The organism is Amycolatopsis umgeniensis (genome assembly GCF_014205155.1).
GTDB lineage: Bacteria > Actinomycetota > Actinomycetes > Mycobacteriales > Pseudonocardiaceae > Amycolatopsis > Amycolatopsis umgeniensis.
Map to the genome: position 1 here is coordinate 4,179,602 of NZ_JACHMX010000001.1, position 16,588 is coordinate 4,196,189.

Annotated in this window: 14 protein-coding genes; 4 read left to right on the forward strand and 10 right to left on the reverse strand. The window is 68.1% G+C overall.

What is annotated here, in order from left to right:
* Positions 1–169 precede the first annotated feature (169 nt).
* The 3 genes from clpB to HDA45_RS19450 all read right to left on the reverse strand — a co-directional run bounded on the left by clpB (position 170) and on the right by HDA45_RS19450 (position 4,579).
* On the reverse strand, positions 170–2,767 hold the full coding sequence (gene clpB / locus HDA45_RS19440) for an ATP-dependent chaperone ClpB (protein ID WP_184897322.1): 2,598 nt from the start codon (positions 2,765–2,767) through the stop codon (positions 170–172).
* A 73-nt stretch (positions 2,768–2,840) separates the two neighbouring features.
* Positions 2,841–4,040 (reverse strand): MFS transporter, encoded by a 1,200-nt coding sequence (locus HDA45_RS19445; protein ID WP_184897324.1) that lies wholly within the window; start codon positions 4,038–4,040, stop codon positions 2,841–2,843.
* A 74-nt stretch (positions 4,041–4,114) separates the two neighbouring features.
* Positions 4,115–4,579 (reverse strand): MarR family winged helix-turn-helix transcriptional regulator, encoded by a 465-nt coding sequence (locus tag HDA45_RS19450; RefSeq protein ID WP_101611378.1) that lies wholly within the window; start codon positions 4,577–4,579, stop codon positions 4,115–4,117.
* A 269-nt stretch (positions 4,580–4,848) separates the two neighbouring features.
* Here HDA45_RS19450 and HDA45_RS19455 point away from each other — a divergent pair, with 269 nt between their 5' ends.
* From HDA45_RS19455 to HDA45_RS19470, 4 genes are all read left to right on the forward strand, one after another.
* Positions 4,849–6,054, forward strand: coding sequence for a globin domain-containing protein (locus HDA45_RS19455; protein ID WP_184897326.1), 1,206 nt, complete (start codon positions 4,849–4,851; stop codon positions 6,052–6,054).
* Positions 6,055–6,513: 459 nt separating this feature from the next.
* Complete coding sequence (locus HDA45_RS19460; protein ID WP_184905805.1) at positions 6,514–7,614, forward strand: globin domain-containing protein; 1,101 nt, start codon at positions 6,514–6,516, stop codon at positions 7,612–7,614.
* Positions 7,615–7,772: 158 nt separating this feature from the next.
* Positions 7,773–8,525, forward strand: a complete 753-nt coding sequence (locus tag HDA45_RS19465; RefSeq protein WP_184897328.1) for a lytic polysaccharide monooxygenase — start codon at positions 7,773–7,775, stop codon at positions 8,523–8,525.
* A 10-nt stretch (positions 8,526–8,535) separates the two neighbouring features.
* Positions 8,536–9,141, forward strand: a complete 606-nt coding sequence (locus HDA45_RS19470; RefSeq protein WP_184897330.1) for a DUF305 domain-containing protein — start codon at positions 8,536–8,538, stop codon at positions 9,139–9,141.
* Between the two features lie 51 nt (positions 9,142–9,192).
* On the opposite strand, the gene HDA45_RS19475 is transcribed toward HDA45_RS19470, so the two are convergent.
* The 7 genes from HDA45_RS19475 to HDA45_RS19505 form a co-directional block, all read right to left on the reverse strand.
* A complete protein-coding gene (locus HDA45_RS19475; RefSeq protein WP_184897332.1) occupies positions 9,193–9,621 on the reverse strand; it encodes a heat shock protein transcriptional repressor HspR in 429 nt (142 codons plus the stop codon).
* Between the two features lie 5 nt (positions 9,622–9,626).
* Positions 9,627–10,802 (reverse strand): molecular chaperone DnaJ, encoded by a 1,176-nt coding sequence (dnaJ, locus tag HDA45_RS19480; RefSeq protein WP_184897334.1) that lies wholly within the window; start codon positions 10,800–10,802, stop codon positions 9,627–9,629.
* Between the two features lie 33 nt (positions 10,803–10,835).
* A complete protein-coding gene (grpE, locus tag HDA45_RS19485) occupies positions 10,836–11,609 on the reverse strand; it encodes a nucleotide exchange factor GrpE (RefSeq protein WP_184897336.1) in 774 nt (257 codons plus the stop codon).
* Positions 11,606–13,477, reverse strand: coding sequence for a molecular chaperone DnaK (dnaK, locus tag HDA45_RS19490; RefSeq protein ID WP_184897345.1), 1,872 nt, complete (start codon positions 13,475–13,477; stop codon positions 11,606–11,608). The genes grpE and dnaK overlap by 4 nt, the downstream gene beginning before the upstream one ends.
* 165 nt (positions 13,478–13,642) lie before the next feature.
* Positions 13,643–15,049: an alpha/beta hydrolase gene (locus tag HDA45_RS19495; protein WP_184897347.1), complete on the reverse strand. Its 1,407-nt coding sequence runs from the start codon at positions 15,047–15,049 to the stop codon at positions 13,643–13,645.
* Positions 15,046–15,717, reverse strand: a complete 672-nt coding sequence (locus HDA45_RS19500) for a DUF4097 family beta strand repeat-containing protein (RefSeq protein WP_184897349.1) — start codon at positions 15,715–15,717, stop codon at positions 15,046–15,048. Before HDA45_RS19500 ends, HDA45_RS19495 begins: the two co-directional genes overlap by 4 nt.
* A gap of 26 nt (positions 15,718–15,743) precedes the next feature.
* A complete protein-coding gene (locus HDA45_RS19505) occupies positions 15,744–16,511 on the reverse strand; it encodes a DUF4097 family beta strand repeat-containing protein (protein ID WP_184897351.1) in 768 nt (255 codons plus the stop codon).
* Between the last annotated feature and the right edge of the window lie 77 nt (positions 16,512–16,588).

Consider the following 16,588-nt stretch of genomic DNA (forward strand, 5'->3'; position numbering starts at 1 on the left):
GTCGCGCCTCCCTTTCGGTGTCGTACCCGGGAAAGACCACGAAAGACGTGGGAAAACGTCGACAAGTCGCCGTGTCGCCAAGAGGGCTGAAGGGAACTTTCCCCGCATCCCATGCGGTGAAAGCCCCCTTCAGCCCGTCCTATGCGGCGATGGGCCCCTTCAGCCCACGTCAGTCCACCCGGCTGACCGTCAGCGCGTCCGACGCCTCCTGGGCCGGGATGTCCACCCGGACCGTGTCGCCGTCCCGGATCTCACCGGCCAGCAACTGTTTCGCCAGCTTGTCGCCGATCGCCGACTGCACCAGCCGCCGCAGCGGCCGCGCGCCGTAGATCGGGTCGAAGCCGTTCAGCGCGAGCCACTCGCGCGCGCCGGGGGTGACGTCCAGCGTCAGGCGGCGCCGCGACAGCCGCGAGGCGAGCCGCTCGATCTGGATGTCCACAATGGACGTCAGCTCGTCGGTGCCGAGCGCGTGGAAGACCACGATGTCGTCCAGCCGGTTCAGGAACTCCGGTTTGAACTGCCGCTGCACCACCGACATCACCGCGTCGTTGCGCTGCCGCTCGTCGAGCGCCGGGTCGGCGATGGCCTGCGAACCGAGGTTCGAGGTCAGCACCAGGATGGTGTTGCGGAAGTCCACCGTGCGGCCCTGTCCGTCGGTGAGCCGTCCGTCGTCGAGCACCTGCAGGAGCACGTCGAACACGTCCGGATGCGCCTTCTCGACCTCGTCCAGCAGCACCACCGAGTACGGGCGCCTGCGCACCGACTCGGTCAGCTGCCCGCCCTGGTCGTAACCGACGTACCCGGGCGGCGCCCCGACCAGGCGTGCCACCGAATGCTTCTCGGCGTACTCGCTCATGTCGATCCGCAGCATCGCGCGCTCGTCGTCGAACAGGAACTCGGCCAGCGCCTTCGCCAGCTCGGTCTTGCCGACGCCGGTCGGGCCGAGGAACAGGAACGAACCGGTCGGCCGGTCGGGGTCCGCGACGCCCGCCCGGGTGCGGCGCACCGCGTCCGAGACGACCTGCACGGCCTCCTTCTGCCCGATGACCCGCCTGCCGAGCTCCTCCTCCATCCGGAGCAGTTTGCCCGTCTCGCCCTCCAGCAGCCGTCCCGCCGGGATGCCGGTCCAGGCGCTGACCACGTCGGCGACGTCGTCCGCGCTGACCTCTTCCTTGAGCATGACGTTCTGCTGGCTGACCTCGTTCGCGGCCGTCGCTGCCTCGAACTCCTTCTCCAGCGCGGGAATCCGGCCGTAGCGGAGCTCGGCGGCCTTGCCGAGGTCTCCGTCGCGTTCGGCGCGCTCGGACTCGCCACGCAGCTGCTCCAGCTGCCCCTTGAGTTCACGGACGCGCTCGATCGAGCCCTTCTCGTTCTGCCAGCGCGCTGTCAGCGCCGTCAGCGTCTCCCGCTTCTCGGCCAGCTCAGAACGCAGCACGGCTAGCCTGTCCTTCGAGGCGACGTCGTCCTCTTTGGACAGCGCCATCTCTTCGATCTCCATCCGCCGCACGGCGCGCTCGACCTCGTCGATCTCGACGGGCCGCGAGTCGATCTCCATGCGGAGCTTCGACGCGGCCTCGTCGACCAGGTCGATCGCCTTGTCCGGCAGGAACCGGGCGGTGATGTAGCGGTCGGACAGCGTCGCGGCGGCGACCAGCGCGGCGTCGGTGATGCGCACGCCGTGGTGCACCTCGTACCGCTCCTTGAGCCCACGAAGGATACCGATGGTGTCCTCTGTGGACGGTTCACCGACCAGGACCTGCTGGAAGCGCCGCTCGAGCGCGGCGTCCTTCTCGATGTGCTGGCGGTACTCGTCGAGTGTGGTCGCGCCGACCATCCGCAGCTCACCGCGGGCGAGCATCGGTTTGATCATGTTGCCCGCGTCCATCGCGCCCTCGCCGGTCGCGCCCGCGCCGACGATGGTGTGCAGCTCGTCGATGAAGGTGACGACCTCGCCCGCCGAGTCGGTGATCTCCTTGAGCACGGCCTTCAGCCGCTCTTCGAACTCGCCGCGGAACTTGGCGCCCGCGACCATCGAGCCGAGGTCCAGTGCCACGACGCGCTTGCCCCGCAGCGACTCCGGCACGTCACCGGCGATGATGCGCTGGGCGAGCCCCTCGACGATGGCCGTCTTGCCGACGCCGGGCTCGCCGATGAGCACCGGGTTGTTCTTGGTGCGACGAGAGAGCACCTGCACCACACGGCGGATTTCGGTGTCCCGGCCGATCACCGGGTCCAGCTCGCCCGCACGGGCGCGCTCGGTCAGGTCGACGCCGTACTTCTCCAGCGCCTTGAACGTGCTTTCCGGATCCGCGCTGGTGATCCGCGCGGAGCCGCGCACCTTGGCGAACGCCTCGCGCAGCGCGTCCGGGGTGGCACCGTGCCGCTTGAGCAGGTCGGCCACCGGGCCGCCTTCGGTGGCGAGGCCGACGAGGAGGTGCTCCGTCGAGACGTACTCGTCGCCGAGTTCGGTCGCGAGCTTCTGCGCGTGCGTCAGCGCCTTGACCGCGTGCGCGTCGAACTGCGGGCTCGACACGGTGGCGCCGGTCGCCGACGGCAGCGCCGCGATCAGCGGCTCCAGCTCCTTGTGCACCTGCGCGGGGTCGGCCCCGACCGCGGTCAGCAGCGGTGCGGTGAGCCCCTCACCCTGCGCCAGCAGGGCACCGAGCAGATGCGCGGCCGCCACGTGCGGATTCCCCGCCATCGTGGCCGCCTGCGCCGCCGACGAGATCGCCTGCTGGGTCTTCGTGGTCGGGTTGAAAGCGTCCATCCCTCACCTCGTACTAGGTCCTGCGAAGTTCTTGTCGATGGGTACAACGTCAGAAAAGTTGAGTCTGTTCCGCTCAACTCTGAATCGGTCGGACTTCGGTCGGCGAGACGGCCTCCGCGGGCAACCGGGGGCCCACCCGGCCGAGGCCGACGACGGCCGCGCAGGCGCACGCGGCCACGAGCACCCACGGGATCCAGACTGCCACGGAGAACAGCGCGACGACGGCCGGAGCGATCACCGCGGCGAGGGTGAACGCGTATTGGAAGGCCGCCAGATACCGGCCTCGCGCCTCGGGCGGCGCCGCGGCTTCGGCCAGCGCCCCGGATCGCGGGCCGAACGCGAGATCGCCCGCGGCCAGCACGAGGGTCGCGCCGAGCAGGTAGACCGGCTGGAAGACCTTCGGTACGAGCACCACCGCGAGGCACGCCAGGCACCACACCGCGAACAACGCCGAGCCCGCGCGCATCGCGGCGATCCGGGTCAGCCGCCGGGTGAGCCGCAATCCGACGACACCACCCAGACTGGTGACGACGGTGAGCAGCGCGATGATCGCGCCGGGAAGCCAGCGAGGGCCCTGCAACGCGTTGAAGACGTACACCGGCATCCCGATGAGGAAGAAGTCCATCGTGAGCGCGAAGAGCCCGCTGAACACGATCAGTGCCAGGTAGGGCCGGTTCCGCCAGACACGGGCGGGGCTCCTGAGCCGTCGCGGGTGCCGCGGGACCGGCGGCACCAGCGTCGAGAGGATGGCCGCGGCGGCGACGAACGTGAAGACGTCGAGGATGACGGCGACGTACAGGCCTTCGCGGCCGATCCACACCAGCAACCCGGCGGCCGCGAGTCCGCCGAGCCCGAAGCCCGCGGAGCGCACCATCGCGGCTTCGGCGAACGGCCGGTCCTTCGGCCCTTCGCCCGCGACGTCCGCGATGAGCGAGAACTGGGAGCTGTAGAACAACTGCTGTCCGGCCGCGAGCATGACCGACGCGCCGACCACCCCGGTGAAACCGGAGGCCAACAGGAACGCGCCCACCCCGGTGGCCTGCAGGAGATGGGAGCAGATCATCACCGTCCGCGGGCCGAACAGGTCGACGAACCGCCCCGCGACGAAGGGGACGAGCAGCCCGGCCAGCGCACCGAGAGTGACCGCGGCCCCCGCTTGGGCGAGCGGAAGCCCCACCACACGGATGACGAAGACGAGGCCCAGTGGGAGGAAGAGTCCCGAGCCGAAGTTGTCGATTCCCAACGCGACCAGCAACGCGACCCTGCTCCGCACAACTTCGACGCTACCGGCGCCACGGCGCTACGAAAGGTCCGTTCAGTCAAGACCGACGGGTAGGAACGTCACCCTCAGACGTCGCACGTCCGAACGGACAGGACCGCGCGCACGTCGGCGTTCATCTCCGCCAGGCGCGTGGTCAGCTCGAGGACCTTCTCCTCGTCCCAATCGCCGAGCGCGCGCTCCATGAACTTCAGATAGCCGGCCCGCCGCCGGCCCAGTTCTTCGTGCCCCTGTTCGGAGATGCTGATGATCGACGCGCGGCCGTCCTCGGGCGCGGGACGGCGGTCGACCATGCCCGCCGCGGACAGCTGGGAGATTTGACGGCTCACGACCGAAAGGTCCACGAAGCGCCGTTTGGCCAATTCCGAGGGCCGCGCTTCACCGTGCTTCGCGAGGTCGGACAGCAGCATCGCGGCCGCCGGGTGCAGGCCGGGATCGTCCTGCCAGGCCTGCATGATCCAAGCGTGCTGCAGCTGGGAGGCGGCCTTCAGCTCACGCATCAGTTCGACCCTGGCGTCGTCGGCGGAGCTCATCGTTGCCTCCCAGCTACTTGTACAGTACAACTTTATTCGGGAACGCTTGCGTAAGGCAACTATTTACCTCGTGAGATCGCCCACTGCGACCCGGATTCGAGTACACCCGTCCGGAGCAACGATGCAGGCAAAAGGGCTCCCGGCAGCTAGTCTCGCGATCAGGCCGGAACCAGCCGACCGGCCGACAGCCACTGACCGGAGAGGTGAATGATCCGTGAATTCTTCTCCAGTGGTCCCTCGTCCGTGAACCATCGGAACTCTCTTCCGGTATGCACTTCCCGATCAGCGACTCCCAGCCCGTGACGGCCGACGCGGTCAGCCCGGTCCCGAGGTCCTCCGCGCCGAGGGAAGCCCCGCCCGCGGTCACCGCGATGGTGCGGCTCATCCGTGACACGTGGGCCAAGTCGGAACCGTTCATCCCGGAGATCTCCCAGTTCTTCTACGGGATGCTGTTCACCCTCGCGCCCGCCACCCGCGACTTCTTCCCGATCAACATGGAGGTCCAGCGCGGCAGGCTGGTGCGCGCGCTGGTCCACATCGTGCAGATGGTCGACCGGCCGGACGACCTCGTGCCGTTCCTGACCCAACTCGGCCGCGACCACCGCAAGTTCGGTGTCATCCCGCGGCATTACGAGGCCGTCGGCACCGCGTTGCTCGCCTCGCTCAAGAACCACCTCGGTCCGGACTGGACACCGGAGGTCGAACGCGCCTGGGCGGAGGCGTTCACCATCGTCGCCCGCGCGATGCAGGAGGCCGCCGCGGCCGACGTCAACCCAGCGTCGTGGTCGGCCACCGTGCTCGAGCACCGGCGGCTCACCTGGGACCTCGCCCTCGTCCGCGTCCAGCCCGAGTTCCCCGTGCCGTACCAGCCGGGTCAGTACATGAGCGTCGAAGTCCCGCAGCGGCCGAGGCTCTGGCGCTATCTTTCGCCGGCGAACGCGCCGCGCGAGGACGGCGGCATCGAGTTCCACGTGCGCGCCGTCGACGGCGGCTGGGTGTCCCGTGCCATCGTGAGCCACACGCAGCCGGGCGACGTCTGGCGGCTGGGACCGCCGCTCGGCAGGCTTTCGGTCGACCGGACCGACGGCCGCCCCGTCCTGATGCTCGCGGGCGGCACCGGTGTCGCGCCGTTGCGGGCCATCCTGGACGACCTCGCGCAGTGGGGCGACAACCCGAAGGTCCGGCTGTTCTACGGCGGACCGTCGCGTGAGGACCTTTACGACCTCGACGAGTTGCGCGCCCTCGCGGCCACGAACCCCTGGCTCACCGTGACCCCGGTGGTCGAGCGCGGTGACGAAGCCCCCGGCTGCGAACAGGGCACGCTCGCGGAAGCCGTTACACAGCACGGATCCTGGCCGGGCCACCGGATCCTCGTGTCCGGTTCGCCCACGATGATCCGGGCGACGGTGTCCAGGATGCTGGTCGCGGGCAGCGCGCTCGATCAGATCGCGTACGACCCCTTCACCATCGACTAGCTCCGTTCGAATGCGATTCCACAATGGTGATCAGTCACCGGGCGCATAGCGTTACGCAACGAGGTAATCGCGCAGAAAAGCCACCCGATCGGCGGATCACACTTTCCTGCCGAGCTGGCGAAAACCACTGTGGAACAAGGGAAATCCCATCCTGCATGATCACCTTTACTTAGTGCCAGATGGGGTTGACGGCGCGTATATCGTTTGCTCCGTTCGAGCGGGAAACAACCATTCGAGGATCCTTTTGCGACTTTCGGGCCTACAGTCGAGAACCCTCGGAGGAACACGAACACCATCACGACATCGGGTCTGGAGAATATGCCCGATCCAACTGGAGAAAATCGTTCACCCATGACTGCCGAAACAGTGAAGTACGAGCATCCACCCAGTTCGTCCAGATCTTCACCGATTCCCCTTCCGCCCTTGATCGAAACGCCGGCGGTGGACAAGACCGTCCAGATGGCCAAGCTCATCAGGGAGAGTTTCGCCACCGTCGAAACGAAAGCCGAAGAGCTGTCCCAGTACTTCTACGGGGTGCTCTTCTCCGTTTCGCCGGACACCAGGGCGTTGTTCCCGATCAACATGGCCACCCAACGAAATCGATTACTGCGCGCCCTCGTCTACGTCGTGCAGATGGTGGACCGGCCCGACGAACTGACCACCTTCCTCAGCCAGCTCGGCCGGGATCATCGGAAGTTCGATGTCCTCGGCCGCCACTACGACGCTGTCGGCGTCGCACTCATCGCCGCGTTGAAAAGATTCTTGAAAGACGACTGGACGCCCGAGGTGGAAGACGCCTGGGTCACCGCGTACGGCGTCATTTCGAAGAGCATGCGCGACGCCGCCGGCAAGGAGGTCGGGCCCGCGTGGTGGAAGGCGAACGTCGTCGAGCACCGTCTCGTGTCCCGTGACGTCGCGATCGTCAAGGTGCGCACCGAGCAGCCGCTCCCGTACCGGGCCGGCGGCTACGTCAGCATCGAAGTCCCCCAGCGCCCCAGGATGTGGCGGTACTTCTCGCCGGCGACCGCTCCACGCGACGACGGGTTGATGGAGTTCCACGTGCACGCCGTGCACGGCGGCTGGGTCTCGCGCGCGATCGTCCGCCACACCCGGTTCGGCGACGTCTGGCGCCTCGGCCCCTCACTCGGCGCGCTTTCGGTGCACCACACGGAAAGCCGTCCGTTGCTGATGATCGGCGGCGGTACCGGTGTCGCGCCGCTGCTCGCCCTGCTCGACGACATGTCACGTTGGCGGAACAACCCGCCGGTGCACCTGTTCTTCGGCGGACGGAGGCCGGAAGACCTCTACGCCCTCGACGAGCTACGAGGTCTGACAGTCACCTGTCCTTGGCTCACGGTGACTCCGGTGACCGAGGAAGGCACCATCTCCGGAGGCGACCGCGGCACGCTGGCCACGGCGGTCACGCAGCGCGGCGCTTGGAAGGAGCGCGACGTGTTCGTCGCCGGGTCGCCGTCGATGATCCGCGCGACGATCGCGAAACTGCTCGCCGCCGGGACGGATCTGGCGCGGATCAAGTACGACCCCTTCACCCTGGACTGATCCAGTGGTTCGTTCGTATTAGGCCGATCGGCTGTTCTACCTGGGCCCTACGCAGCAGTAGGTCTGTGAATCATTGACCACGGTCACCGTCGGATTTATGGTCTAGACCACATTGCTCCCCCTCAACGGGAACACCGTCGTTCCACCCAGGAGCCGGCATGACCGTCAAACGCAAACTCGTGGCAGCCGCCGCCGGTGCGATCCTCGCCCCGATCGCCATCGTGGCCATCCCGCAGGTGGCCAGCGCGCATGGCTACGTGCTGACCCCGCCCAGCCGCCAGGCGAACTGCGCCCAGGGCAAGGTCTCGGGCTGCGGCAGCATCGTCTACGAACCCCAGAGCGTCGAGGGCCCCAAGGGGCTCCGCAGCTGCAACGGCGGCCTTCCGGGGTTCGCACAGCTCAACGACGAATCGAAGCCGTGGCCCGCCGCTTCGGTCGGCAACAGTGTGACCTTCAACTGGAAGTTCACCGCCTACCACCGGACCACGAACTACGAGTACTACATCGGCGGCACCAAGGTCGCCGACATCAGCGGGAACAACTCCGCGCCGAAGGACCCGACGTCACACACGGTGAACCTCAGCGGTTTCAGCGGACGCCAGAAGGTCCTCGCCATCTGGAACATCGCGGACACGCCGATGGCCTTCTACAGCTGCATCGACCTGCAGATCGGCGGCGGAAACCCGCCCACCACCAGTAATCCGCCGACCACCAGCAACCCGCCCACCACGTCGAACCCTCCGACCAGCACCAGCAACCCGCCCGCCGGCGGCACCTGGGCGGCCGGCACGGCGTACGCGGTCGGCAGCACGGTGACCTACGGCGGTGCGAGCTACCGCTGTCAGCTGGCGCATACGGCGATCCAAGGCTGGGAACCGCCGAACACCCCCGCGCTGTGGTCCCGGCAGTAAGGACACGTCAGTGAAGCTCGCCCTCGTTCTCGTCGCCGGTCTCGTGGCCCTCGCGGGCTGCGGGGCCGGTGATGGCTCACCCACCACCGCCGGGGCCCCGCTCTCCCCGGTTCCCCAGTCGGCCACGGGCGCTCCGGCGTCCGCGGAGTACAACGACGCCGACGTGATGTTCCTGCAGATGATGCTCGCCCACAACAACCAGGGCGTGGAGATCGTCAAACTGGTGTCCGCCAAGCAGGCGCAGAAGCAGGAGCTCAAGGATCTCGCGGCCGCCATCGAGGCGACGCAGCAGACCGAGACCTCCGACATGCGGAACTGGCTGAAGGCCTGGGGCAAACCCGAGACGGGGTCGATGGATCCGAACGCGCACCACCATCACGGTGGCGACGGGCTCACGGACAAGGGCCTGCTCGACGCACTGTCCAAAAAGGATGGTGCGGAGTTCACCCTCGACTTCGCCGACATCTTCGTCGCGCACCAGCACAACGGGGTCGCGCTGGCGAGGACCGAGCTGAAGGACGGCAAGAACCCGGAGTCGAAGGCGCTGGCCCAGCGGATCATGGACTCGCGCACCGGCGAGGTCCAGCAGATCCGGACCCTGGTCCCCGGCCAGTAACGCGTTTGGTCCTCTGAATGCGGACAAGCATTCAGAGGACTAAACGCGTTTTCAGCGACGTGGTTTGGGCTTCCAGACCACGAGCGCCGTCTGCTGACGCAAGGGAACGAGATCCTTGCGGTAGGAGGCGTGCACGGCCGCGGCCGTCTGTTCGGCGGTGAGGTACGCCGCGGTGAGTTCCTCGGTCAGTTCGGCTATCCGGTCCCGCAGGGCGTCGACCTGGTTCTCCAGCTCGATGATCCGCTTGATGCCAGCGAGGTTGACACCGTCCTCTTGGGACAGTCGCTGCACTTCGCGCAGCAACGCGATGTCCCGCATGGAGTACCGGCGTCCGCCACCGGAGGTTCGGCCCGGCGACACGAGACCCTGCCGGTCGTAGGACCGGAGGGTCTGCGCGTGCAGGCCGGAAAGCTGCGCCGCCACCGAAATGACGAACACCGGGGTGTCCTCGTCCGCGCCGTGCGGCAGCCCGCCGAACATCCTGCTCACCTGCCTTCGAGAAGTTCGGTGATCTCCGGTCGTGGATCGTGGTCGGACATGGCTTCCGCGTAGGCCTCGAGAGCCTCACGGGCCTTGTCGTCCAATTTGGCCGGAATGGCCGCCTGCAGGGTGACCAGCAGATCGCCCTGCGCGCCGTCCCGTTTGGCGATTCCCTTGCCGCGCACGCGAAGCACGCGACCGCTCGCCGTGCCTTGCGGCACCTTCAGCGAGACCTTGCCCTCGAGCGTCGGCACGGTGATCGTGCCGCCGAGGGCCAGTTCCGCGAAGGACACCGGCACGGTGATCGTCAGGTCGAGATCCTGCCGCCCGAACACCGCGTGCGGTGCGACGTGCACGCGGACGTACAGATCGCCCGCCTGCGCGCCACCGCGGCCCGGCTCGCCCTGGCCCGCCAACCGGATCCGCTGGTCGTCGGCGACGCCCGGCGGGATCCGCACGGTCAGCGTGCGGGTGCGGGTGGAGACACCCTCGCCCGCACACTCCGGACAGGGGTCGTCGATGATCGTGCCGCGGCCGCGGCAGTCGCGGCACGGCTCGGAGAACGCGAACGCGCCCTGGCTCCGGCTGACCAGCCCGCTGCCCTGGCAGGTCGAACACGTCCTCGGGGAAGTCCCCGGCTTCGCGCCGTTGCCGCCGCAGGTGGAACAGGTCGCCGGGCTCGACAGCCGCAGCGGCAGGGTCGCGCCCTTGACCGCCTCGGTGAAGTCGATCCGGACGTCGGTCTCGACGTCCGCGCCGCGTTGCGGCCGGTTCGCCGTGGCACCCGCCGCGGCGCCGCGGCGGCCGAAGAGACCGCCGAGGATGTCGCCGAGCCCGCCGAAACCGGCCTGCTGCTGGCCACCCGACTGACCGAAGATGTCGCCGACGTCGAATCCGCCGCCACCGCCGCCACCCGGGAAGCCGAAGCCACCGGGACCGCCCGAGCCGAAGAGGCGGCGTGCCTCGTCGTACTCCTTGCGCTTGGACGTGTCGGACAAGACGCCGTACGCCTCGGAGACCGCCTTGAACTTCTTCTCGGCCTCCGCGTTGCCCGCGTTGGCGTCGGGGTGGTTCTCCTTGGCCAGCTTGCGATAGGACTTCTTGATCTCGTCCGCGGTGGCGTCGGAGGAGACGCCCAGCTCACGGTAGAAGTCCTTACCGATCCATTCCCGTGCACTCACCGAACGTCTCCTCCTTTCACGCCGTATCGCCGATCAGCGGTTGTTCTCATCGAAGAGCTCGCCCTCGAGCGGCAGTTCGCCGCCGACGGGCGGGTCCACCGGGGCGTCCTGTGCCGCCGGCGCCGGAGCCGCGCCCGGCTCGTGATCGGTGACCCCGACCAGCGCCGCGCGCAGCACACGTTCGCCGAAGCGGTAACCGCGGCGCATGACCGTGGTGACCGTCGGGCCCGCGACGTCCGGCGACGTGCTGTGCTGCACGGCCTCGTGGACGCTCGGGTCGAAGGCCTCGCCCTCGGTGCCGAACGGTTCGAGACCCGACCGCTGCAGGCTCCCGACCAGCTTTTCGCCGACCGCCTTGAACGCACCGGTCAGATCGCCGTGCTGCTCCGCGCGCTCGAGGTCGTCGAGCAGCGGGAGCAGGTCGCCGACGACCGACGCCTTCGCGCCGGTGACGACCTGCTCGCGGTCGCGGTCCACGCGCTTGCGGTAGTTGGCGTACTCCGCCTGGAGACGCTGGAGGTCGGCGGTGCGCTCCGCCAGCTCCTTCTCCAGATCCGTGGCCACCGACACCGCTTCGCCCATGATGGAGTCCCCGAGGCCGGGGCCCGCGTGGGTCACGGGCTCCGGCGCTTCGGCCACTACGGGCTCCTCCTCGGCCGGAGCGGCGTGCTTCGGACCGTCCTGGGGTTCGGCGGCCGGGGCGGCCGGGCGGACTTCACCGGTCAGCGGATCGATCCGCCGACGGTCCCGCACGACCACCGGTTCCTCCGGGCCCCGGCCCTCGGTTTCGTCGTAGCGCCCCGTCACTTCTTGTCCTTCTCGTCCTCTTCGACGATCTCGGCGTCGACGACGTCGTCGGCCTTGGCCTGCGAACCGGCGCCCGCTCCCGCGGCCCCCGTCGCGCCTTCACCGGCGGCGCCTTCGGCACCCGGGGTGGCGTTGGCGTAGAGCGCGGTGCCCAGTTCCTGCGAAGCGGTGTTCAGCTTCTCGATGGACTCGCGGATCTTCGCCGAGTCGGTGCCCTTGAGCGCCTCGTTGGCCTCGTCGATCGCGGACTTCACCTTGCCCTTGAGTTCCTCGGGCAGCTTGTCCTCGTTGTCCTTGACGAACTTCTCGGTCTGGTAGACGAGCGTCTCCGCCTGGTTGCGGGTCTCCGCTTCCTCACGGCGCTGCTTGTCTTCCTCGGCGTGCGCCTCGGCGTCCTTGACCATGCGCTCGATGTCGTCCTTCGGCAGCGCGGAGCCACCGGTGATCGTCATCGACTGCTCCTTGTTCGTGCCGAGGTCCTTCGCGAGGACGTGCACGATGCCGTTGGCGTCGATGTCGAAGGTGACCTCGATCTGCGGCACGCCACGCGGGGCGGGCGGGAGACCGGTCAGCTCGAACATGCCGAGCTTCTTGTTGTGCGCCGCGATCTCGCGCTCACCCTGGAACACCTGGATCTGCACCGACGGCTGGTTGTCGTCCGCGGTGGAGAAGATCTCCGAACGCTTGGTCGGGATCGTGGTGTTGCGCTCGATGAGCTTGGTGAACACGCCGCCCTTGGTCTCGATGCCCAGCGAAAGCGGGGTCACGTCGAGCAGCAGGACGTCCTTGACCTCGCCCTTGAGCACACCGGCCTGCAGCGCGGCGCCGACGGCGACGACCTCGTCCGGGTTCACGCCCTTGTTCGGCTCGCGGCCGCCCGTGAGCTCCTTGACCAGGTCCGACACGGCGGGCATGCGGGTGGAACCACCCACGAGCACCACGTGGTCGATGTCGCCGACGGCGACACCCGCGTCACGGATGACGTTGTTGAACGGCTTGCGGGTGCGCTCGAGCAGGTCCGAGGTGATCTTCTGGAACTCGGCGCGGGAAAGCTGCTCGTCGAGGAACAGCGGGTTCTTGTCCGAGTCCACGGTGATGTACGGCAGGTTGATGCCCGCGGAGTTCGAGCTGGACAGCTCGATCTTCGCCTTCTCGGCGGCCTCACGGATGCGCTGGAGCGCCATCTTGTCCTTGGTGAGGTCGATGCCGCTGGAGGCCTTGAACTTGTCGACCAGCCAGGTGACGATGCGCTCGTCCCAGTCGTCACCGCCGAGGTGGTTGTCACCGGAGGTCGCGCGGACCTCGACGACACCCTCGCCGATCTCCAGCAGCGAGACGTCGAACGTACCGCCACCGAGGTCGAAGACCAGGATGGTCTGTTCCTTCTCGCCCTTGTCGAGGCCATACGCCAGCGCCGCCGCGGTGGGCTCGTTGACGATGCGGAGCACGTTCAGGCCGGCGATCTGCCCGGCCTCCTTCGTGGCCTGCCGCTGCGCGTCCTCGAAGTAGGCGGGGACGGTGATGACCGCGTCGGTGATGGTCTCGCCCAGGTACGCCTCGGCGTCGCGCTTGAGCTTCATCAGCACGCGGGCGCTGATCTCCTGCGAGGTGTACGCCTTGCCGTCGATCTCGGTCTTCCAGTCGGTACCGACGTGCCGCTTGACCGACCGGATGGTCCGGTCGACGTTCGTCACGGCCTGGTTCTTCGCCGGCTGACCGGTCAGCACTTCGCCGTTCTTGGCGAAGGCGACGATGGACGGGGTGGTGCGTGAACCTTCCGAGTTGGCGATGACCGTCGGCTCGCCGCCCTCAAGGACAGCGACGACCGAGTTGGTCGTGCCGAGGTCGATGCCGACCGCTCGCGCCATGGTGTGTTCCTCCTGCTATTCGTGACCTGCACGTTCACCCCCACCTTGAGTGGGTGCCACGCAAGTTCTATCGGGATCGTGGGGTTTCCGTCAAGCCGGACTTGAGCCGACTGCACTCAACCTTGTACCCGGCTCAACGAGCGGCCGGGGCGTCTTGTTCCCGGGCTACCGGCAGACCGTGCCCGGAGCGGGTGTGAGCCCGCTCACCAGGTACTTCACCTCTTCGGTGCGCACGCAGGCCGAGTTGAGCAGCCCCGTGTGCCCGTACCCGGCGTCGACCAGCAACGTCGAGTTCTCGATGTTCCGCGCGAGCCCTTTCGCCCAGACGAGCGGGGTCGCCGGATCGTGTTCGCCGCCGACCACGAGGATCGGCGCCGCGCCCCGCACCTTCTGCGGTCGCGGGAGGTACGCCGGGGCGACCGGCCAGCCGGCGCATCCGCTCGTGATGTCCCAGAACTCCGAGTAGCGCCAGCTGTGCGGGGCGACGGTCTTCACCAGGCCCTGCATCAGCCTCATGTCGGCGTAGGACGTGTGGGCGGGCCCGAAGTCGTGACAGCCGATCGCCCGGTACGCGCCATAAGACGGGTCCAGCTGCGAGTAGGGCAGCAGCCCGTCCGCGTTCCCCGTCGTCGCGGTGGCGATCCCCTTCGCCAATTCCGGCCAGAAGGCGGGAAGAATGAGCGAGCCGTAGACGCCGGACGCCATTTCCTCGGCGGTCACCTTCCGCCCGAGCTCCTTCGACGGGACGCCGCCCGGCGTCGCCATGAGCGCGTCGTAGGTGGCGAGGACGTCCTTGCCGCGAAGCGCGCAGTCGGCCGAAGTCGTGCACCACTTCGCGAAGTCCTCGAGCGCGCTTTCGGTCGCGATCGCCTCGTCGACGATCGCGCGCCGGGTGGGCACCGAGTGGTCGATGGCGCCGTCGAGCACCATCGTGCGGATTCGCTTCGGGTACTTCTCCGCGTACACGGCCCCGAGTTCGGAGCCGTAGGAGACACCGAGCCAGTCGACCTTCGGCTCACCGAGGGCGACCCGGATCGACTCGATGTCGTCAGCCGCGCGCCAAGTGTCCACTTGGGACAGTACCGGCCCGGTCCTTTTGAGACACTCGATCCCGGAAGCGCGGTTGTGCGCGATGAGCTTGTCGTAACCCGCGCGATTCTCCGGGAACAGGCTGACCGCCGGATCGTGCAGCGTGGGCCCGCAGGCGACCGCGGGTTTGCTCTTCCCGACGCCGCGCGGATCGAACCCGATGACGTCGAACCGCTGCCGCACCTCGGCCATTTCCGGCTTGTCCAGCGCGAAACCGCGGCCGCCGTACTCGAGTACGGTCACCCCCGAGCCGCCGGGGCCGCCCGGGTTCGTCAGCAGCGAACCGATGCGGCGCGCGGGATCGGTCGCGGGCAGTTTCGCCAGCGCGATCGAGATGGTCCCGTTCACCTGGAGGCTCGCGCACTCCAGCGTCGGCGCGTACTCGGTCGCGCAGGGCTTCCAGGCGAGCCGGGGCGCGGCGGACGCGGGCAGAGCGGAAAGCGGCAGCAGGGTCAGCGCGGTGACCACCGCGAGAGCCTTCATACGGGCCGCACCGTGACCGTGCCGGTGCCGGACTTGAGGTCCAGGACGTTCGCCGAAGCCTCGTCCTGCCGCACGCCGACGGTCTCGACCTTGCCGGTCTCCGAGCTGGCGTTGATGCGGTACGCGCCGTCGGGAACGGTGACGGTGACCTTCCCGGTGTCGGCGCTCGCGGTGACCATGCCCGGTTTGGCCAGTCCGACCTTGATGTCCCCGGTGCCGGTGACCATTTTCACCGGCCCTGTCGAACTCAAGACCTCGAGATCCCCGGTGTCACCCCGGAGATCCACCGCGGCCGCCCGGGTGAGCGTGATCTTGCCGGTGCCGATGGAGCCGGAGATCGCGAGCTCGCGCGGGACCACGACTTCGTAGTCCACGCCACACTGGCTGCAACCGCTGAGCACCAGCGTGCCGTTCTCGACACTGTGCGTCTTGCCGGGATTCCGGCCTTGGTAGGTCACTTCGCGGTGCAGCGAGACCGGCGCGCCGTCCTCGACCCGGAGCTTGAGCCCGCCGACCGGGACGTCGACCCGGATCGCGGTGACCTGCTCGGTGACCGGTGTCCCGTCGCTCAGCTTCTCGCGGCTTTCGCCTGTGCAGCCGACGACCCCGAAGGCCACCAGCGCGCCGAGTGCGAGCGCGCCGAGGACACGCTTTTCCTTGATACCCATGAGAAAGTTTTCCCCCGATAAGTCCGTCAGGCCGCTTTGACCGTGACGCTTCCGCTGTCCGTGGTGAGATCGAGCTTGTGCTGGGCCGAACCCGACTGGTTGACGTCGATGTCGCGGCGGCCGCTGTCGGTGCTGCCGGTGACGTTGTATTCGCCCGCGGGCACCTCGACCTGGATCGAACCGCTGTCGGCCTGGGCGGTGACGTCCGCGCTCTTGACCAGTTCGAGGTCGATGCGGCCGCTGTTGGCCTGCGCCTTCACGTTTCCGCCGAGCCGCTCACCCTTGATCGCGCCGGAACTCGCGCGGATGTCGACGTCCTGCCCGATGTTCGCCAGTTCGACGCGGCCGGAGTCGGACTGCACCTTCACGGTGCCCGGTACGTCGCGCACCTCGACCCGGCCCGAGTCGACGGTGATGTCCACAGTGGACGCTCCCGCGATGTCGACCGACCCGGAGTCGAGTCTGCCCGAGACCGGGATCCCGGACGGGATGGTCACGTCGTAGTCGACCTCGCAGTTGTTGCCGCAGCCGGCGAGGACCAGGGTGTCGCCCTCGACGCGGTAGGCGTCACCGGGCTTGTTCCAGCGATATTCGAACTCTTGGTGGACCTTCACCGGGCCACTGCCCGTGCGAACCTTGAGGGCACCCTCGTCGTTCTCGACGCGGACGCTCTTGATCTGCTGGGTGAGTTCGGCGGTCGCCTCCGCGTCGGACGGCCACCACCAGCCGAGGCCGGTGAGGACACCGACGCCGATCAAGGCGATGCCTCCGATTGCGAGGAGTGGGCGCGCCATGGTCTTGAGTCCCTCCAGAGCAGGTTTCCGTCTGTCTCGACGCTAAGGGGCGCGCGGCGGCTTGGACATAGGGGTAA

Excerpts from the sequence above, each read along its gene's own strand:
- HDA45_RS19475 (WP_184897332.1), bottom strand. The coding sequence starts at position 9,621 with ATGTTCGGCGGGCTGCCGCACGGCGCGGACGAGGACACCCCGGTGTTC.
- HDA45_RS19495 (WP_184897347.1), bottom strand. The coding sequence starts at position 15,049 with ATGAAGGCTCTCGCGGTGGTCACCGCGCTGACCCTGCTGCCGCTTTCC.
- dnaK (WP_184897345.1), bottom strand. The coding sequence starts at position 13,477 with ATGGCGCGAGCGGTCGGCATCGACCTCGGCACGACCAACTCGGTCGTC.
- HDA45_RS19450 (WP_101611378.1), bottom strand. The coding sequence starts at position 4,579 with ATGAGCTCCGCCGACGACGCCAGGGTCGAACTGATGCGTGAGCTGAAG.
- clpB (WP_184897322.1), bottom strand. The coding sequence starts at position 2,767 with ATGGACGCTTTCAACCCGACCACGAAGACCCAGCAGGCGATCTCGTCG.
- HDA45_RS19460 (WP_184905805.1), top strand. The coding sequence starts at position 6,514 with ATGGCCAAGCTCATCAGGGAGAGTTTCGCCACCGTCGAAACGAAAGCC.
- HDA45_RS19505 (WP_184897351.1), bottom strand. The coding sequence starts at position 16,511 with ATGGCGCGCCCACTCCTCGCAATCGGAGGCATCGCCTTGATCGGCGTC.
- HDA45_RS19500 (WP_184897349.1), bottom strand. The coding sequence starts at position 15,717 with ATGGGTATCAAGGAAAAGCGTGTCCTCGGCGCGCTCGCACTCGGCGCG.
- HDA45_RS19455 (WP_184897326.1), top strand. The coding sequence starts at position 4,849 with ATGCACTTCCCGATCAGCGACTCCCAGCCCGTGACGGCCGACGCGGTC.
- HDA45_RS19465 (WP_184897328.1), top strand. The coding sequence starts at position 7,773 with ATGACCGTCAAACGCAAACTCGTGGCAGCCGCCGCCGGTGCGATCCTC.